The following is an 18,735-nucleotide window of genomic DNA, read 5'->3' on the forward strand; positions in this document are numbered from 1 at the left end:
GTGAACACTCTCGTGTCGGGCGCCACGCATCGGGCGACGGTCGACATTGACCGACACCTGGTCGGGCGCCCCTCGAATGGGAATGACGCCTGTACCGGCGACGTTACACCGTGTGGCAGGTACGCAAACGTCGAGGGACGCAGTCCCTCGGCTGAGGACGGGAGGATGACGCATGGCCGACCGCGTGCTCCGTGGCAGCCGGCTCGGGGCCGTCAGCTACGAGACCGACCGCAACCACGATCTCGCGCCGCGGCAGATCGTCCGCTATGTGTCGCCGAACGGTCACGAGTTCGAGGTGCCCTTCGCCAACGACGCGGAGGCCCCCGCCACCTGGGAGTCCCCCCAGGGTGGCCTCGGTAAGCGGGTCGATGGGGCCGAGCCCGAGCAGAAGAAGTCGAAGCCGCCGCGCACCCACTGGGACATGCTCCTCGAGCGCCGTTCCCTGGGTGAGCTCGAGGAGCTGCTCTCCGAGCGGCTCGAGCTGCTGCGCGAGCGGCGGGCCGAGATCGCCTGATGTAGTACCGCGGCTGTCGCAGGAACCGGACGCCGCGTGACGCCGGAGCCGGGCCACCTCCCGTGGGGCCCGGCTCCGGCGTTTCCGTGTCCGGCCCGGGTCAGGCGCGGGCCAGCGCGCGGCGGACGTGGCGCAGCCGGTGCGACACGCCCCAGCCCGCGATCCGCCACAGCGCCTCGGCCATCACCTCGACGCTCATCTTCGACGCCCCCAGCTCGCGCTCGGTGAAGGTGATCGGCACCTCGCGGATCCGGAAGCCCGCCTGCTGCGCGCGCCACGCCATGTCGACCTGGAAGCAGTAGCCGGTCGAGGCGACCGTCGTGATGTCGAGGTCCTCCAGGACCTGGCGCCGGAACGCGCGGAACCCGCCGGTGATGTCCTTGACGGGCGCGCCCAGGGCGAGCCGTGCGTACAGGTTGGCGCCGCGCGAGAGCAGCTGGCGGTGCGCCGGCCAGTTGACCACCCGCCCGCCCGGCACGTAGCGCGAGCCCAGCACGAGGTCGGCGCCGCCGTCGGACTCCAGGGCCTCCAGCAGCTCGGGCAGGTCCTCGGGGGCGTGCGAGCCGTCGGCGTCCATCTCGACGACCACCTGGTACGGGCCTTCGAGTGCCAGCGAGAACCCGGCCACGTAGGCGGCGCCGAGGCCTGCCTTCTCGGTGCGGTGCAACACCCGGATGCGCTCGTCGGCGGCGGCCAGCTCGTCGGCCAGCTCGCCGGTGCCGTCGGGGCTGCCGTCGTCGACGACGAGCACATCGGCCTCCGGGACCGACGCGTGCACCCGCTTCACGATCGGGGCGAGGTTCTCCCGTTCCTGGTACGTCGGGATCACCACGAGCACCGGCCCCGCGGGCTCAGCCATGTCCGTCCTCTCCTGCCTCGGGGGCCGCGTCGTGCGGCTCTCCCGCCACTGTGCTGCCGGCCACGAACGGGCGACGGCGCCGCGCGAGGAACACCGCGGCGCCGATCGCCAGTACGCCCACGGCGGTCAGTGTCCACTCGGGCACCGACCGCAGCCGGGTGGCCAGCGTAGTCGTGGACCTCAGGTCGGTTCGATCGACCAGCACGCCCGGCACGAACTGCCCGGTCGACGCCGTGACCGTGCCGCTCGGCGTGATCGTCGCCGAGACCCCCGACGTCGTCGCCACGATGACCGAGCGGTCGTGCTCGACCGCCCGCACCCGCGACATCGCCAGCTGCTGGAACGTCATCTCCGAGAGGCCGAACGTCGCGTTGTTGCTGGGGACGGCGAGCACCGTCGCGCCCGCCTCGACGCTGTCGTCGACGAGGTCGTCGAACGCGATCTCCCAGCAGATCGCGACGCCCACCTGCACCCCTGCCATGTCGACCACGCCGTTGCCCTGCCCCGGCACGAAGTTCCCGGCGCGGTCGACGTAGGAGGAGAACAGCCGGAAGAACGAGCGCCACGGCATGTACTCGCCGAACGGCATCACCCGGCGCTTGTCGGTGCGCTCGACGACGCCCAGCCCCGGCTGCCACACCAGGGCGGAGTTCGAGGTCGTCCGGCCGTCGGGGTTGACCAGCACCGCCCCGACGAGGATCGGGGCCTTGATCGCGGCGGCCGCCTGGTCGATCTCGAGTGCCGCGTCCGGGTTCTGCAACGGGTCGATGTCGCTGGAGTTCTCCGGCCACACCACGATGTCGGGCTGCGGTTGGCGGCCCGCGGCGACGTCGGCGGCCAACTGCTCGGTGACCCGGACGTGGTTGTCGAGGACGGCGCGCCGCTGCGAGTTGAAGTCCAGGCCCAGCCGCGGCACGTTGCCCTGGACCGCGGCGATGGTCGTCGTCGTGTCGGGGGCGGTGCGGGTGACCGGTGCCAGCAGCGCGAGCGGCCCGGAGGCGATCGCCAGTACGAGCAGCAACGCCGGCCACACCGCGGTCCGTTGCCGTCCGGGTTCGGAGAGCCTGCGGGCGATGTCGGCGATGGCGAGGCCCCCGAGGACCGTCACGAAGCCGAGGAGGGTCACACCGCCGACCGACGCGACCGGCAGCAGCGGGCTGTCGGGCTGGCCGAACCCGATCCGCCCCCATGGGAACCCGCCGAACGGCACCCGGCTGCGCACGGCCTCGCCCGCGATCCACACCGCCGCCGCCCAGAGCGGCCCGGCCGGCAGCAGCGAAACCCGGGCCATCCCCGCCGCGGCCGCTCCCATGAAGACGGCCTCGGCGACGGACAGCGCGACCCACGGCAGCGCCCCGACGTAGCCCCCCGTCCAGTGCAGCAGCGGCAGCAGGAAACCGAGACCGAACACCAGGCCCAGCACGAACCCGGCCCGGGCCCGGCGGCCTCGCAGAACGGCACCCAGCAGGGCGAACGCGATCGGGGCGAGCCACCACACCGTCCGCGGCGGGAAGCTCGCGTACAGCAGGGCGCCGGCCCCGGCGGCGACGACGAGCCGCAGCAGCAGCGCCGCGCGAGCGGGTCCGCGTGCCGGCGTCGGCTGCTCGGGTGCCGTCCCGGCGTCGAGGGTGGGTGCGGCCACCCGCAGAGCCTACGGCCCGCGGTGATGGGGTCCGGATGAGGTCAGGCCGCCGCGGCCATCGTGCCGGCGAGCAGGTGGGCGTTGCCGAGGGCGTCGAGCACGCCCGGGCGGCCGCTGCGGACGAACCACTCGTAGCCGTAGGCGGGCGCGAGGTCGGCCGGCAGGTGCTCGGGACCGATCTGCGACGAGTGCGCGGCGATCGCCGCGCGCTTGATGTCGAGGTGCCGCTGGTCGCCGGTGACGGCGAGGGTGATCTCGGCCGTGGTGCGACCGAAGCCGACCTGCGCGGAGCGCGCGGCGCCGTGGACCAGGTGACCGTCGGGGGCGGCGAGGTGCAGGTGCTCGCGGTCGACGGTCATCCGGTAGCCGGTGGCGCCGGTGAGCTCGGCGGCGATGGCGCCGACGGTGTGCGCCATCCGGTGGTCGGGGTGGCCGTAGATGCCGGACTCGTCGTCGTAGATCAGGGTGTCGGCACCCTCGGCGTCGGCCACCTCGGCGACGCGCGAGGCCAGCGCGAGCGGCTCGGCGGCCGCGAGCGCGAGCGGGTGGCGGCCGCTGGCCCAGCCCGGCAGCCCGGAGTCGCGGCGGCCGAGCAGCACGAGGCGGTCGACCCCGAGCAGCGCGGCGGACTCCTCGAGCTCGGTGACGCGGCGGCGGGCGACGGTCTCGCCTGCGCCCAGCGGGGTCCGGGACTCGCCCATGTCGCCGTTGGTGGCCATGACGAGCACGACGCGGGCGCCGGCGTCGGCGAGGCGCCGCAGCGTGATGCCGGTGAAGATCGACTCGTCGTCGGGGTGGGCGTGCAGGGCGAGAACGGTGTGACCGGTGAGGTCGGGGGTGCGGATCATCGCAGGCTCGCAGGGTGTGAGGTGCCGCGGTGGCGGCAGGGTGGACTGGTCCGGGGGTCAGCTGTGACAGAGACAGCGACAACAGCCCGGACAGCAGACGCCCTGGGGGCGGGTGCTGGTCCACGTGTTCACGGGAAGAATGATGCCAGAGCGCCCGGCGCCCCCGGAGTGGGGCACACCCCACTTCTGCGCGGGTGAGGTCAGCCCCCGGCGGCGGCGAGTCCGCCGGGTCCTCGGCCGTGGCCGTGTGCGTCGTGCAGGAGCCGGCCGCGGACGACGGTGCGCAGGCACGTCGCGGCGCCCGCGAGCGGATCGCCGTCCCACACCGCGTAGCCGGCCGGCGCGCCCGCGATGATCCGGCCCGCCAGCGGGTCGGTGCTGCGGGCGGCGTGATGGCCGCCGGTGACGTGCGCGGCGAGGGCCGTCGCCGGGTCGACGCCGTACCCCGGCGTGCCGTGGTCCACCGCGGCACGGACCCCTCCCCACGGGTCGAGCGGGGTGACCGGCGAGTCCGAGCCGAACGCCAGCGTCACCCCCGCGGCCGCGAACGCGGCGAACGGGTTCATCCGGGCCGCGCGCTCGGCACCCAGCCGGGCCGAGTAGAGGCCGGCGGGGCCGCCCCACGCCGCGTCGAACGCGGGCTGCACGCTCGCCACGACGCCGAGCTCCGCCAGCAGGCCGAGCCGCGCGGCGTCGGGCATCTCCAGGTGTTCGAGGCGGTGCCGGGCGTCGCGCACCATCTCGACGGGCACCGCCCGTGCCGCGGCGGCGAGCGCGTCGAACACGATGTCGGCCGCGGCGTCGCCGATGACGTGGAATCCGGCCTGCACGCCGGCCGTCGAGCAGGCGACCAGGTGGGCGGTCACGGCCTCCGGCGTGAGATAGGTGCGTCCGCAGTGCTCGGGCGCGTCGGTGTAGGGCGTCCGCAGCGCGGCGGTCCGCGAGCCGATCGACCCGTCGACGAACAGGTCCCCCGCCAGTCCCCGTGCGCCCGTGGCGGCCAGCAGGGCGCGAGCGTCCCGCGCGGTGTCGACGGCCTCGCCCCAGTACCCGACGACGTCGACGCCGGTGTCCAGGACGAGCAGCGCGGCGAGGTCCTCGCGGCCGGAGACGAGCGGTCCGGCGCACTCGTGGACGGTGCCGACACCGGCCCGCGCCGCGGCGCCGAGGAAGGCCCGCTGGGCCCGGTCGCGCTGGTCGCGGGTCACCGCACCGAGCGCCGCGCGCCGCACGAGATGGTGTGCCTCGGCCGTCAGCGGGCCGGCCGCCGACCAGCCGGCGGCACCGACCGCGTCGCGGGCCCGGTCGACCAGCGCCGAGGACACCAGCGCGGAGTGGACGTCGACCCGGGTGAGGTACGCGGGCCGCCCGCCCGTGGCGCGGTCGAGCGCGGCCCGGCCCGGCGGCGTGGGATCGACCCAGTCGTCCTGGGCCCAGCCGTGGCCCCAGATGACGCCGTCGGGGTGGGTGCGGGCGAAGCCGGCGACGGCGTCGAGGCAGTCCTCGGCGCTGCGGGAGCCGCCGAGGTCGAGCCCGTCGATCAGCAGCCCCGACGAGGTGGCGTGGACGTGGGCGTCGACGAACGTCGGGGTGAGGGTGGTGCCGTCGAGGTCGAGGACCTGCGCCCCGGGGGCGCGCGCGGCGGCCGCGGCCGCCGGCCCGACCCAGGTGACGGCGTCGCCGTCGATCTCCACCGCGGCCGGACCGGCCACGGCAGCGCCTCCCGGATCGAGGATCCGGACGCCGACGAGCAGGGTGCGGGGCACCCGCCAGGTCTACCCGACGGGTGCCCCGGTGCCGGCGCCCGCCCCCACCGGCGCCGGCACGGACGGCTCACGAGCCGCGCACGAGCGGCCCGGCAGCCGCCCACCGGGTTCTCACCAGCCGCGGCGCGGGATGAGGACCCAGAGCACGAGGTAGATGACGAACTGCGGCCCGGGCAGCAGGCACGACAGCAGGAACAGCAGCCGGACGGTGCCCACGTTCCAGCCGAACCGTTCGGCGAGTCCGGCGCACACTCCCGCGATCATCCGGCCGTTCTCCGGGCGGGTCAGGGTGGTGGTCGTCACGGGCTGGCTCCTTCCAGGTGCGGCGTCTCTCGCCGCTGACGTCCACGATGCCCCGCTGGGATGCCCGGGGCCTCGGGGAAGCCCCCGATCCTGCCCCGGACCTCCGGCCCGCGGCTCGGGGTCGGGCTGGTGACGAGGCGGTTGTCCACAAGTGACCGGGGTGTCCACAGACCGGCGTCGGCGTCCCCGACGACGGTGTCCCCGGCGTTAGCGTCCCCGGACGTGATCAACTTTCCACGCGGCGCGACGCTCGCCGTACTGCTCGTCGTGCCGGTGCTCGGGGTGCTCCTCGCCGGCCGGGCCGCGGCGGCCGCCCCGGGTACCGGACCGCCGGCCGGACCCTCGACCGTCGTCGCGCTCGGCGACAGCGCCGCCTCCGGCGAGGGCGCGGGCGACTACGAGCCCGGCACCCGCGGGGAGGCCGGCGACTGGTGCCACCGCTCCCCCGCCGCCTACGTGCACCACGCCGGACTGGGCGAGCGGTCGGTGAACCTGGCGTGCTCGGGCGCGGCGTCGCGGGACGTGCGGTTCGGGTCCGGCGCACACCACACCGAGGGCTCGCAGGCCGCCCGGCTGGCCGCGCTCGCCGCGACGCAGCGGGTGCGGACGGTGACGCTGCAGGTCGGCGCGAACGACGCCCCCGCGCTCGGCGACGTCGCCGTGGCGTGCATCCGGACGTTCGTCGACCCGACGGTCGGGCCGTGCCGCGAGACCGTGGGCGGGAAGTGGGAGGCGCGGGTCGCGGCGATGGTCCCGGAGGTGGAGGGCGCGGTCGCCGACGTGCGGGCGGCGATGCGCGGCGCCGGGTACACCGAGGCCGACTACGTGCTCGTGCTGCTGTCCTACGGCTCACCCGTCACCGAGCGGATGGATGCCCTGCACGGCGCCCGCGGCTGCCCGTTCAGCCGGCCCGACGCGGGCTGGACACGGACCGTCGCGTTCCCCCGGCTGTCGGCGGCCCTCGCCCCGATCGCCGCCCGCGCCGGGGCCCGGTTCCTCGACCTGTCCCGGGCCACCGAGGGCCGGGAGGCCTGCAGCCGCAGCTCGCCGGCCGAGGAGTGGCAGCGGCGGCTCACCGTCGACGCGCGTGCCCTCGTCGACGACCGGCTCGACGCGCCGGGCCGGCACCTGTTCCAGGAGTCGTTCCATCCCCGCGCCGCCGGGCACGCGGAGATCGGACGTTGCCTGGGCGAGTTCGTGCGCGGCGGCGCGCCGCGGGCGGTGTGCCTCGCGACGGCCGACGGCACGCTGCACCCGAGTGTCCCGGCGGTGACGGCGTGAGCGCGCCCGTCCCGGCCGGGGCCGGGGCGTGCCATTTAGTCGAGCACGACCAGGTCGCGCGGGCGGGCGTTGAGCCGCTCGCAACCGCCCTGGGTGACCACGACGATGTCCTCGATCCGCGCGCCCCACACGCCGTCGACGTAGATGCCGGGCTCGACGCTGAACGCCATACCCGGTTCGAGCGGCAGCGAGTTCCCGCCGACGATGTAGGGGTCCTCGTGCACGTCGAGCCCGATGCCGTGGCCGGTGCGGTGCACGAACTTCTCCCCGAACCCGGCGGCGGTGATCGGCTCACGGGCGGCGGCGTCGACCTCCTCGGCGGTCACGCCGGGCTTCACGGCGGCGACGGAACGCTCCTGGGCGTCCTGCAGCACCGCATAGGTCTCGGCGATCTCGGCCGACGGTGCGGTGCCCACCGCGTAGGTGCGGGTCGAGTCGGAGTAGTAGCCGCCGGGCAGCGGGCCGCCGATGTCGATGACGACGACGTCGCCGCGCTCGACGACCCGGTCCGACACGTCGTGGTGCGGGCTCGCGCCGTTGGGCCCCGATCCGACGATGACGAACGCCGCGCTGGAGTGGCCCTCCTCGACGATCGCCGCGGCGATGTCCGCACCGATCGCGGCCTCGGTCCGGCCGGGCTTCAGAAACTCCGCCATCCGGGCGTGCACCCGGTCGATGGCGGCCCCGGCGTCGCGCAACTGCGCGACCTCGGCGGCGTCCTTGCGCATCCGCAGCTCGCGGATCACGGGTCCCGCGAGCCGCTGGGTGACGTCGGGCAGCGCGTCGCGGACCCCGAACACGTGCACCGCGGGCATGGTGTCGGCGACCGCGATCCGCGTCGGTCCGCCCGCCAGGTCGCTGACCAGCAGGTAGGGGTCCTCGCCATCTGTCCAGGTGACGACGTCGACGCCCAGGTCCGCGAGCGGGAGCCCGTCGTAGCCGGGGGCCTCGAGACGCGGCACGACGATCGCGGGCGGCGCGCGGTGCCCGGCCGCGGGCACGACCAGGCACGTGAGCCGCTCGTGGGACTCGCCGCCGGCCCCGATCAGGTAGCGCAGGTCGGTTCCGGGAGTGATCAGCAGCAGGTCGACGCCCTGCTCGGCGGCGACCTCGCCGGCGCGGCGGAGCCGGTCGGCGAGCAGCTCGGTGGGTACGGCCGGAGTCATGCCCGCAGACTATGCCGGGGTGGCCCGGAGCGGACCAGAGCCGGGCCGTGGGTCGTGACGCGGCGCCCGGGTGCCGGTGTTGCCGGGTGCCGGTGTTGCTGTGTGCCGTGCCGGTTCGGTCGGCGATGTGTCCGTGGCCCCGGCCCGGCTGCACCGGCGCCGGTGCGTCCGGCCGGTCGCGCGCGGCGCGGGCGGGCTGCCTGGCAAGCTGCCTGGGTGACGCCGCCACCGACGCTGATGCTCCTCGACGCCGCGAGCATGTACTTCCGCGCCTATTACGGCGTGCCGGAGTCGATCACGGCCCCCGACGGCACACCCGTCAACGCCGTGCGCGGGTTCACCGACATGGTCGCCCGGCTGGTCGCCGAGCGCCGCCCGACCCGTCTCGTCGCGTGCCTCGACCTCGACTGGCGGCCGAGGTTCCGGGTGGACGCACTGCCCTCGTACAAGGCGCACCGGGTCGCGGGCACGGAGCGCGACACGGTGCCCTACGGCGTCCCCGAGGAGGTCCCCGACACGCTCGCGCCGCAGGTCCCGATCCTGCTGGAGGTGCTCGCCGCGGCGGGGATCGCCACCGGCGGTGCGGTGGGCCACGAGGCCGACGACGTCATCGGCACCCTCGCGGGGCGCGAGCGGACCGACGCGGTGTCGGTCGTGAGCGGTGACCGCGACCTGATGCAGGTCGTGCGGGAGGAGCCGACGCCGGTCCGGCTGATCTACGTCGGGCGTGGGCTCGCGAAGGCGGAGACCCTCGGCCCGAAGGAGGTCGCGGAGAAGTACGGCGTCCCTGTCGACCGCGCGGGCGAGGCCTACGCGGAGATGGCGATGCTGCGCGGCGACCCGTCCGACGGGTTGCCCGGCGTGCCGGGGGTGGGGGCGAAGACGGCGGCGACCCTCGTCAGCCGGTTCGAGTCGTGGGACCAGTTGCGCAACGCGGTCGACGACCCCGGGGACAAGCGGCTGAGCCCGCCGGTGCGGTCGAAGCTGGCCGCGGCCAAGCCGTACCTGGCGGTCGTGGAGCCGGTCGTGCGGGTCGCGCTGGACGCGCCGGTCGAGCTCGACCGCGACGACACGCTGCCGAGCGCACCGGCCGACCCGGCCCGACTGGCGGAGCTGGCGTCGACGTGGGGGCTGGCCGGGTCCGTCGATCGGCTGGTGGCGGCTTTGGCCCGCTGACGGGTCGCGCCGGGCCCACGCGGCGGCCCACCGGGATGAGACTTCGGGGTCGGCGCCGCCCGCCGCGGCCCGGCCGGTTCACAGCCGTGCCCTCGGCAGCCGGCCGTTGCACGGCGTCACAGCCGCCAGCCGGTCGACAGCCCGGACATCCAGACGCCGGAGTCCCGGGCCCTCGGACCTGCGTCACGGCACGAACCACGCCACGCCGCCCGGGCGCGCCCGGCAGCTCCCGCCTGCGCCCGCGGCACCGGGCAGCGCTCGTGGGCCCAGGGGGCCGCACGCGTGGGCTCCCCGCGGGCCCGGGGCCCGCGGTCAGTTGCGGGCGGCGCCGGCGGTCAGACCCGCCCGACCTCGTAGTTCCCCTCGCTGCTGGTCACGTGGATCGGGACCTGCGTGTTCGGCTCGCCGTCGACGGTCGCCGAGCACTGGAAGGTGTCGCCGCTCTTGACCTCGCGGTTCGCGGGGCAACTGACGGCGGAGACCTGGTGGCCGTAGTCCGTCGTCAGCACCTTCTCGACGCCCGCCTGCAGCGCGGTCTGGTCGAACACGCGGGTCACGACGAAGCCCGGCTTCCAGAACAGCAGGACCGCCGCGACGGCGGCGACGACGACCAGCGCACCGACGAGGATCCAGGGCAGCGCACGCCGCTTGCGTGGCGTCTCGACGGTGCCGCCCCCCTGCTGCTGCCCCCACTGCTGCCCCGGCTGCGGAGGCTGCTGGCCCCACGCCGCGGCCGAGCCACCCGCCTGCGACCAGGCCTGCTGCGGGGCCTCGCCCTGACCGGCTCCCCAGGCACCCGGTCGGTTCTGCTGCGCCCACGGGTCGGTCTGGCCGGGCGCGGCGCCCCACGCCGCCTGCTGCTGGGCGCCCCACTGCTGGTCGCCGCCTGCGAACTGGGCGGTGGGCTGCTCGCCGCCGGTGTGCCCTGCCGGCTGCCCCCACTGTGCGGCTGCCGACGAGGGCAGGTGCTGCGTCGCCGCGCTGTCGAATCCCGCGCCGCTCTCGCCACCCGGGCCGCTCTCGCCACCCGTGCCGCGGTCGACGCCCGTGGCGCCGTCGGTCGACGAGGCCGCCGGTTCGGGCGGGGCGCCGGTCGCGTCGTCCGCGCCGTCGGCCGCCGCAGCCGCCGCGGCTCCCCCGGCCGCAGCCGCCGGCGCCCACGGTGACGCACCGCCGCCGTACTGGGTGCCGGCGTCGGCCGACGCGTGACCCCACTGCGCGGTTGTCCCGGCCTGCTCCCCCGACGACGACCCCGGGTCGGACGGTGCCGACGACGCGGCCGGCGTGCTCTCGCCGGCCCCCGGGGACGTGGTCGCCGGATCGGGGCTCGTGTCGGTCCGACCGGGCGCGGTCGCCGGCTGCGGGTCGGCAGCCGGTTGTGCCCAGCCTCCCGCCTGTGGCTGAGCCCACTGCTGGCCGGTCTGCTGTTCGGTCGGGACGCCTTGCTGCCCGTACTGCCCCTGCTGCGGGTACTGGCCTGCCTGCGGGTGCGGGTTCTGCTGCGGGTACTGGCCCGGCTGCGCGTACGGGTTCTGCTGCGGGTACTGCTGCTGAGCAGCGGTCCCGGGCTGCTGGTACGGCTGGGCGGGCTGCTGGTACGGCTGGGCGGGCTGTTGCTGCAACCACGCCGGGTGCACCCATTGCCCGCGCTGCGGGTCCCACACCGGCTGCGCGTCCTGCGCCGGCGGGGACCATTGCTGCGGCGGCTGCTGCCCCCAGCCCGGCTGCGTCCCCCACTGCTGCTGGTCCCACTGCGTCGGCGGCTGCTGCTGTCCCCACGGACCGGCCTCCTGGCCCTGAACCTGTGGCTGGCCCTGCGCCGGCGGCTGGCCCTGCGCCGGCGGCTGGCCCTGCGCCGGCGGCTGGCCCTGCGCCGGCGGCTGGCCCTGCGCCGGCGGCTGGCCCTGCGCCGGCGGCTGGGCCTGCGCCGCCGGTTGGTCCGCGGCCGGGGCGCCCCACGTCTGCGCCTGCGCGGCGGCCTGTCCCGGTGCGCCCTGCGGTGGCACCGCGGCCTGCGGCGATCCCGCCGCAGGCTCCCCCGGGTGCGCGGAGGCTCCGGGCTGCAGGATTTCGCCGCCCTGCGCCGGGATCTGCGCCGCGGTCTCGCCGGTCGCCTCGACGTCGGCCGGTGACGACGGCGTCGCGGCCGGCACGCCCTGCTGCAGCGTCGGCGAGTCGACGCCCGCGTCGGCGTCCGAGTCCCCGGCAGGAGCACCCGAACCAGGAGCCCCCGAACCCGCGGCCTCCGAACCCGCGGTCTGCGAACCCGCGGTCTGCGAACCCGCGGTCTGCGACGCGTCGGTCGAGGACGTCTGCGGGCCCGCGGCGCGGGCGGCCTCGTCGCGCTCCCGCGCTGCGTCGTCGCCGCTGTGCGGGGGGTTGCTCATGGCAGACCTTCCTCGTTGCGACTGCGCCGTCGGGCAGCCGTCCGCGCGCCGAACACCTGCGCGACAGGCACCGTCACCCGGTCCGGCGTGCCACGTCGTGACCCGGGGATCAAAGCACAAGGACCGGTGCCCCGGCAGGCGGACCGGGCGAACCGGGCGGCCCGATCGGGTGTCGTCGTGCGGCGCCGCACCGCCTACGCCACCCCCGCGGCGACGACGCCCCGCCGGACCGCGGCGGCGGCCTCGACCGCGACCCGGCCGAAGGACGTCGACCGGCCGACGACCCCGGCGATCTGGTCGAGCAGGTCGAGCACCTGCCGGCACCAGCGGACGAAGTCGCCCGCGGAGAGCTCGTGACCGTTCTGCTCCGCCGCGGCGAGGACCTGGGCCAGCGACTCCCCGCGCGCCCACCGGTGCACCGGCCACGCGAACCCGAGGTCGGGCTCGCGGGTGCGGTCGATGCGGTGACGACGTTCGTCGGACTCCAGGTCCGCCCACAGCCGGACCGTGTCGGCCAGGGCCTCCGACACCGCCCCGGCCGGAACCCGCGGGACCGGACCGTTGTCCCGACGCGACTCGTAGACCAGCGCCGACACGACGGCGGCGAGCTCGGGCGCGGTCAGCCGCTCCCACACACCGTGGCGCAGGCACTCGGCGGCGAGCAGATCGGACTCCCCCCACAGGCGGGCCAGCCGTTCGCCGTGCTCGGTGACGGCGTTCTCCCCGTCGGCGTCGGCGCGCACGTAGCCGCGCTCGTCGAGCAGCGCCCGGATCCGGTCGAACTGGCGGGCCAGCGAGTGCGTCGTCGCGCGCACCTTCTGCCGCAGCTGCTCGGTGTCGCGGTCGAGCCGGTGGTAGCGCTCGCCCCAACGGGCGTGGGCCTCGCGGTCGGCGCAGCCGTGGCAGGGGTGGGCGCGCAGGGCGCGGCGCAGCGTCGCGAGCTCGGGATCGTCGTGGGCGTTGCCCCGGCCACGCCTGCGCTGCGGCGGCGGCGCCTGGATCCCGGTGTTGCGCAACGACGACGCGAGGTCGCGACGGCCGCGGGGAGACCGGTGGTCGACGTGGCGGGGCAGTTTGACCCGGCCCAGCGCCTCGACGGGCGTCGGGAAGTCGGCAGCCGACAGGCGCCCGGACCAGCGGTCCTCGGACACGACGAGGGGCCGGACGTCGCCGTCGTCGTCGACGCCCGGGTCGATGACGACCGCCAGCCCGGACCGCTTGCCACCGGGGACGGCGATGACGTCGCCGGGTCGCAGCGCCCGCAGCGACTCCGCCGCCGCGGTCCGCCGGTCGGCCACGCCCTGCCGCGACAAGGCCTTCTCCCGGTCGGAGACCTTGCGCCGCAACGCTGCGTACTCGGCGAAGTCTCCGAGGTGGCACTCCATCGACGACGCGTACCCCGCGAGGGTCTCCTCGTTGCGTTCGATGCGCCTGGCCATGCCGACGACGGAACGGTCGGCCTGGAACTGCCCGAACGACATCTCCAGCAGCTCGCGCGAGCGCTGCGCCCCGAGCCGGGCGAGCAGGTTGACGGCCATGTTGTAGCCGGGCCGGAACGAGCTGCGCAGCGGGTAGGTGCGGGTGGAGGCGAGCCCGCCGACGCGCTCCGGGTCGACGCCGGGCTGCCACACCACGACGGCGTGGCCCTCGACGTCGATGCCGCGGCGGCCGGCCCGGCCGGTGAGCTGCGTGTACTCCCCCGGTGTCAGCTCGACGTGGGCCTCGCCGTTGTACTTGACGAGGCGTTCGAGCACGACGGTCCGGGCCGGCATGTTGATGCCGAGCGCCAGGGTCTCGGTGGCGAAGACGCACCGCACGAGACCTCGGACGAACAGCTCCTCGACGGTCTCCTTGAACGCGGGCAGCAGGCCGGCGTGGTGCGCGGCGATGCCGCGTTCGAGGCCCTCGCGCCACTCCCAGTAGCCCAGGACCCCGAGGTCGCCCTGCGGGAGGTCGCCGGTGTGCTTCTCGACGATGCGCCGGATCTCGGCGACCTCGTCGTCGGTGGTGAGCCGCAACCCCGACCGCACGCACTGCCCGACCGCGGCGTCGCAGCCGTTGCGGGAGAAGACGAACGTGATCGCGGGCAGGAGCCCGTCGCGGTCGAGCCGGTCGATGACGGTGACCCGTGACGGCGGCCGGAACCCGACGCGGCGCGGCGCGGACCCCTGGCGGCCGCGACGGCCCCGGTCCCACACCGCCGTCGAGGACTGCCGGTCGAGCTCGCGGGTCTGGCGGACGAGGTCGGGGTCGACGCGCAGCTCGGCGGCGGTGGGGTCGTCGGCGGCGCCGCTCTGCACGAACAGGTCGAGCAGCCGGTTGCCGACCATCATGTGCTGCCACAGCGGCACGGGCCGGTGCTCGTCGACGACGACGGTGGTGTCCCCGCGGACGGTGACCAGCCAGTCGCCGAACTCCTCGGCGTTGGACACCGTCGCGGACAGGCTGACCAGCGCGACGTGCTCGGGGAGCTGGAGGATGACCTCCTCCCAGACCGCCCCACGGAAGCGGTCGGCGAGGTAGTGCACCTCGTCCATGACGACGTAGCCGAGCTGGTCGAGGTGCCGCGAGCCGGCGTAGATCATGTTGCGCAGGACCTCGGTGGTCATGACGACGACCTGGGCGTCGCCGTTGACCGAGGTGTCGCCGGTGAGCAGCCCGACGGCGGACTCGCCGTGCCGGGCGACGAGGTCGGCGTACTTCTGGTTCGACAGCGCCTTGATGGGTGTCGTGTAGAAGCACTTCAGGCCCTGGGCGAGGGCCAGATGGACGGCGAACTCGCCGACGACGGTCTTGCCGGCGCCGGTCGGCGCGCAGACGAGCACGCCGTGCCCGTCCTCGAGCGCGTCGCACGCGGCGCGCTGGAAACCGTCGAGTTCGAAGGACAACCCGGCGACGAACTCGGTCAGCCGGGGCCGCGCGACGCGGGACTTCGCTGCGGCGTACGCCTCAGCAGGACTGCTGGCCACGCGACCAGGCTGTCACATCCCCCGGCCGGCCACCGCCCGGACGCCCCGCGCGGGCGCCGACCGGCGTCGCCGCGGCGCCGGCGCACCGGCGTCAGGTGACGTCGTCGAGGTCGTTCTTCGGGTGGGCGGCCGGCGTCGCCGGCGCCGAGGAGGTGACCGGCGCCGAGGGGGCGACGGGTGCGGCCGGCTCGATCCGGCTGGGCGTGGTGTCGATCGGCGACGGTTCGTCGGGATCCCAGCTGTCCCAGCCCTCCGCGGCCCGCAGCCTGGCCTTCTTGCGGTCGTTGAGCCGAGCGAGCTGGATCGCGAACTCGAACAGGACGGTGAGCGCGAGCGCGAGCGCCGTCATCGAGATCGGGTCCTGGCCGGGTGTGGCGATGGCGGCGAAGACGAACAGCCCGAAGATCAGCCCGCGGCGCCACTTGCGGAGCTTGTCGTAGCTGACGACGCCGATCCGGTTGAGCATCACCACGAGCAGGGGCAGCTCGAAGCTCACCCCGAAGATGAGCAGCAGCGCGATGACGAAGCCGAAGTAGGCGTCGCCGGTCAGCGCGGTGGTCTGGACGTTGCTGCCGATCGTCAGCAGGAACGACAGGCCCTGGGAGACCACGAAGAACGCCAGCACGGCACCGGCGAGGAACAGCACGGCCGCGACCGAGACGAACGTCAGCGCGAACTTGCGCTCCTTGGCGTACAGGCCGGGAGTGATGAACGCCCACAGCTGGTACAGCCAGATCGGGCAGGCCAGCACGACGCCCGCCGTGGCGCCGACCTTGAGCCGCAGGGTGAACTGGTCGAACGGGCCGGTACCCAGCAGGGTGCAGGAGCCGTCGGCGGTGAACACCGCCCGCGAGGACGCGGGCAGGGAGCAGTACGGGGTCTTGAGCAGCTCACCGAGGCTGGGCAGGCCGAACATCGCGACCTCGAACCAGATGTAGCCGAACACCGTGGTGACCGCGATGGCGATGAGCGCGATCGCGAGCCGGTTGCGTAGCTCGTAGAGGTGCTCGATGAGCGTCATGGTGCCGTCGGGGTTGAGCTTCCGACGGCGCCGCGGCAGGAGGCCGGCCACCGGGGTGCGTCAGTTCGTGCTGTCGGGACGCCCCTGGGTGCTGCTCGGCGCGGGGTTCTCCGCCTGCGGCGCGGCCGCCGGCGGGGTGGGCGGCAGGGCGGCGGGCGGGGTCTGCGGCGCGGCGCCCGCGTCGCGGGCCTCGTCGTCGCTCTTCATGCCCTTCATCTCGCCCTTGAACACGCGCGCGGACTGGCCGACCGACCGGGCCATGTCCGGCAGCTTCTTCGCGCCGAAGAGCAGGACCAGGACACCGATGATGATGACGATCTCCCAGCCACCGAGGCTGCCCATGAGGGGTCCTTCCGACTCTGGTCCCGTGGTGGGGGCCGACGTGCCCGACCCCAGCAGGAACGGTACCGGACGCGGCCGGTTCAGTCGTTCGGCGCACCCCTGTCCGTCCGCACTGTGGTACGGAGCGCGGCGAGCGCGCCGGTCCCGGCGCCGACGACCGCGCGCAGCGACCCGGCCTCGCGCGCCAGCCGGCGCAGCCGCACCAGCAGCGGCACCGCGACGAGCAGCAGGAGCAGCAGCGCCGCGCCGGCGACGATGCCGGCGACCCCGTAGGCGTTCATCAGGACCTTTCGTTCGTCGGTTCGGCGGCGGCGAGCGCCGCCACGGCCCGGTCGGCCACGGCCCGGGCGAGCTCCGGCGGCTCCAGGATGCGGGCGCCGCCCCCGAGGCCCAGGACGAGCCGCACGAGCCAGCCGGGGTCGGCGTAACGCAGGCTGACGGTGGCCCGCCCGTCGCCCGACGGGTCCTCGACGACCTCCTCGACCGGGTAGTACTCGGCGAGCCAGCGGGCCTCGGGCAGCAGCTCGAGAACGGCGGTGCGGTGGTCCTCGCGCGCGGTGAAGACGCCGTGGGACACGTCGGTGGGCTCGGCGCCGGGCGGGGGCGCGGCGGGCTCGTCGAGCTCCTCGACGGCCTCGACGCGGTCGAGCCGGAACATCCGGACGCCCTCGGCGCGCCGGCACCAGGCCTCGAGGTAGCCGCGGCCCTCGACGAGCAGCAGCCGCATCGGGTCGACGGTGCGGCGGGAGACGGCGTCGCGACCCGCGGTGTAGTACGTCATCCGCATGGCGTGGCCGCGTTCGAGGGCGCCGCGCACCGCGGCGGTCGTGGCCTGCTCCTCGGGGGTGAGGTCGACCGCCACGCCCGCCAGCCCCGCGTCGCCGACGGCCTGCTCGATCTTCGCCGTGGCCCGCCGGACCGCCGCGGTGTCGACGATGCCCGGCACGTCACCGAGCGAGCGCAGCGCGACGAGCAGCGCCGTGGCCTCGGCCGTCGTCAGCCGCAGCGGCCGGCGCATGCCGGCGTCCTCGGTGACGGTGACGGTGTCGCCCGCGAAGGAGAGGTCGACGAGGTCGCCGGGGCCGTAGCCGGGCAGCCCGCACATCCACAGCAGCTCGAGGTCGCGGCGCAGCTGGCGTTCGGTCGTGCCGAAGTCGGCGGCGGCCTCGGCGATCCGGATGCCCGGCCGCGCCAGCAGGTAGGGGACCAGCGACAGCAGCCGCGGGAGCCGCTCGGCGATCCCGCTCACGGGGCACGCCCGCTCACGTGTGCGCCGCCTCGGCGGCGGGGACCCTGGCGCCGTGGGCCCGCGCGGCCCCGGCCCAGCGCCGCCGGACCGCCGCGGCCAGCTCGGGCGGGTCGAGGACGACGACGTCGGGGCCGTGCCCGGCGAGCCAGCGCGACACGATGTCGACGCTGCGCAGCTCCAGCTCGAGCTCCTCCCCCGGCTGCCCGTCGAGCTCGCGGGCGGCGACGACCCGGCCCAGCCTGCGCAACCCGTGCGCGTGCCCGGCCGACACCCAGATTCGGGCGGTCCCGGCCACGGGCGGCGCCGCGAACCCGGCCTTGACCTTGGCCAGCAGGTCGACGCCGGGAGGAACGGTCACCGCGCCCGCCGGTCCGAGCGCCGTGACCGGTTCGAGGATGCGCGAGATCCGGAACGAGCGGACGTCGTCGCGGTCGCGGTCGTGCCCGACGAGGTACCAGCGACCGCGCCAGGACACGATCCCCCACGGCTCGACGGTGCGCCGCACGACCTCGCCGGTCGGGCCGCCGCGGCGGTGGTCGAACGTGACGACGCGACCGGCCTGCACCGCGGCCATCAGCGGGGCGAACGCCGCGTCGGTGGCCCGCACCCGGGGCTGGACAGGGCCGCCGGACTCGTCGACGTCGACGCCCGCGGCCCGCAGCTTGACCAGCGCGCCGTGCGCGGCGCCCGCCAGCTCCGGGGAGTCCCACAGCCGGGCGGCGAGCGCGACGGCCGCCGCCTCCTCGGTGTCGAGGTCGATGTCGCCGAGCTCGTAGTCCTGGCGGGCGATGCGGTAGCCGTCGGTGGTGTCGAACGTCGACCGGCGGCCGGTCTCGAGCGGGATCCCGAGCTCGCGGAGCTCCGTCTTGTCGCGCTCGAACATGCGGAAGAAGGCCTCGTCGCTGGGCGCGTCGGCGTAGCCGGGGACGGTGTCGCGGATCCGCTCGGCCGACAGGTACTGCCGGGTCGAGAGCAGGCAGAGGACCAGGTTGACCAGTCGCTCGGCGCGGGCGGCGGACACGTCGGCATCGTACGGCCGTGGCCCCGCGGGCATGCCGCGAAGGGCGGGAACGGTCGCACACCACCCGCCCGTGTGGGGCGGGGGCGGGCCGGGCCCGGGCGGTGTCTCATGTTGCGACGCCGCGCCGCCTTGACGCCCGGCCCGTGCGGGGAAAGGCTCCCTGTGACCCGGCGCACGTCGGAACGATCCCG

General features: G+C 75.4%; 16 protein-coding genes. 3 read left to right on the top strand and 13 right to left on the bottom strand.

Annotated elements, in window-relative coordinates; translation table 11 throughout:
• Positions 1-172: 172 nt before the first annotated feature.
• Positions 173-514, top strand: a complete 342-nt coding sequence (locus PSED_RS16485) for an RNA polymerase-binding protein RbpA (protein WP_013675386.1) — start codon at positions 173-175, stop codon at positions 512-514.
• Between the two features lie 100 nt (positions 515-614).
• On the opposite strand, the gene PSED_RS16490 is transcribed toward PSED_RS16485, so the two are convergent.
• The 5 genes from PSED_RS16490 to PSED_RS16510 form a co-directional block, all read right to left on the bottom strand.
• Positions 615-1,373: a polyprenol monophosphomannose synthase gene (locus tag PSED_RS16490; protein ID WP_013675387.1), complete on the bottom strand. Its 759-nt coding sequence runs from the start codon at positions 1,371-1,373 to the stop codon at positions 615-617.
• The gene (gene lnt, locus PSED_RS16495; RefSeq protein WP_013675388.1) at positions 1,366-3,015 is read right to left on the bottom strand and encodes an apolipoprotein N-acyltransferase; all 1,650 of its coding nucleotides are present in this window, start codon (positions 3,013-3,015) and stop codon (positions 1,366-1,368) included. The genes PSED_RS16490 and lnt overlap by 8 nt, the downstream gene beginning before the upstream one ends.
• 41 nt (positions 3,016-3,056) lie before the next feature.
• A complete protein-coding gene (locus PSED_RS16500) occupies positions 3,057-3,863 on the bottom strand; it encodes a PIG-L deacetylase family protein (protein ID WP_013675389.1) in 807 nt (268 codons plus the stop codon).
• A gap of 200 nt (positions 3,864-4,063) precedes the next feature.
• Positions 4,064-5,629 carry an amidohydrolase gene (locus tag PSED_RS16505; RefSeq protein ID WP_143770503.1) on the bottom strand — a complete coding sequence of 522 codons (1,566 nt, stop codon included), beginning with the start codon at positions 5,627-5,629 and terminating at the stop codon, positions 4,064-4,066.
• 111 nt (positions 5,630-5,740) lie between these two features.
• Positions 5,741-5,932, bottom strand: coding sequence for a PspC domain-containing protein (locus PSED_RS16510; RefSeq protein WP_013675391.1), 192 nt, complete (start codon positions 5,930-5,932; stop codon positions 5,741-5,743).
• A gap of 222 nt (positions 5,933-6,154) precedes the next feature.
• On the opposite strand from PSED_RS16510, the gene PSED_RS16515 reads away from it, so the two are divergent.
• Positions 6,155-7,213, top strand: coding sequence for a GDSL-type esterase/lipase family protein (locus tag PSED_RS16515; protein ID WP_041759732.1), 1,059 nt, complete (start codon positions 6,155-6,157; stop codon positions 7,211-7,213).
• A gap of 35 nt (positions 7,214-7,248) precedes the next feature.
• Here PSED_RS16515 and PSED_RS16520 read toward each other — a convergent pair whose 3' ends face one another.
• A complete protein-coding gene (locus tag PSED_RS16520) occupies positions 7,249-8,379 on the bottom strand; it encodes a M24 family metallopeptidase (RefSeq protein WP_013675393.1) in 1,131 nt (376 codons plus the stop codon).
• A 237-nt stretch (positions 8,380-8,616) separates the two neighbouring features.
• Here PSED_RS16520 and PSED_RS16525 point away from each other — a divergent pair, with 237 nt between their 5' ends.
• Positions 8,617-9,555 carry a 5'-3' exonuclease gene (locus PSED_RS16525; protein ID WP_013675394.1) on the top strand — a complete coding sequence of 313 codons (939 nt, stop codon included), beginning with the start codon at positions 8,617-8,619 and terminating at the stop codon, positions 9,553-9,555.
• 335 nt (positions 9,556-9,890) lie between these two features.
• On the opposite strand, the gene PSED_RS16530 is transcribed toward PSED_RS16525, so the two are convergent.
• From PSED_RS16530 to PSED_RS16560, 7 genes are all read right to left on the bottom strand, one after another.
• Positions 9,891-11,942, bottom strand: a complete 2,052-nt coding sequence (locus PSED_RS16530; protein ID WP_013675395.1) for a DUF4333 domain-containing protein — start codon at positions 11,940-11,942, stop codon at positions 9,891-9,893.
• Between the two features lie 194 nt (positions 11,943-12,136).
• Positions 12,137-14,911 (bottom strand): DEAD/DEAH box helicase, encoded by a 2,775-nt coding sequence (locus PSED_RS16535; RefSeq protein WP_013675396.1) that lies wholly within the window; start codon positions 14,909-14,911, stop codon positions 12,137-12,139.
• A 91-nt stretch (positions 14,912-15,002) separates the two neighbouring features.
• A complete protein-coding gene (tatC, locus tag PSED_RS16540; RefSeq protein ID WP_049803694.1) occupies positions 15,003-15,932 on the bottom strand; it encodes a twin-arginine translocase subunit TatC in 930 nt (309 codons plus the stop codon).
• 60 nt (positions 15,933-15,992) lie between these two features.
• Positions 15,993-16,274, bottom strand: coding sequence for a Sec-independent protein translocase subunit TatA (tatA, locus tag PSED_RS16545; RefSeq protein ID WP_013675398.1), 282 nt, complete (start codon positions 16,272-16,274; stop codon positions 15,993-15,995).
• Positions 16,275-16,354: 80 nt separating this feature from the next.
• Positions 16,355-16,555 (bottom strand): hypothetical protein, encoded by a 201-nt coding sequence (locus PSED_RS16550; RefSeq protein WP_013675399.1) that lies wholly within the window; start codon positions 16,553-16,555, stop codon positions 16,355-16,357.
• Entirely contained in the window at positions 16,555-17,523 is a 969-nt protein-coding gene (locus tag PSED_RS16555; RefSeq protein WP_013675400.1) for a helix-turn-helix transcriptional regulator, read from the bottom strand. Before PSED_RS16555 ends, PSED_RS16550 begins: the two co-directional genes overlap by 1 nt.
• Positions 17,524-17,536: 13 nt before the next feature.
• Positions 17,537-18,544, bottom strand: coding sequence for a helix-turn-helix transcriptional regulator (locus PSED_RS16560; protein ID WP_041759736.1), 1,008 nt, complete (start codon positions 18,542-18,544; stop codon positions 17,537-17,539).
• Positions 18,545-18,735 lie beyond the last annotated feature (191 nt).

It is taken from the genome of Pseudonocardia benzenivorans CB1190 (genome assembly GCF_000196675.2).
GTDB classification, from domain to species: domain Bacteria; phylum Actinomycetota; class Actinomycetes; order Mycobacteriales; family Pseudonocardiaceae; genus Pseudonocardia; species Pseudonocardia benzenivorans.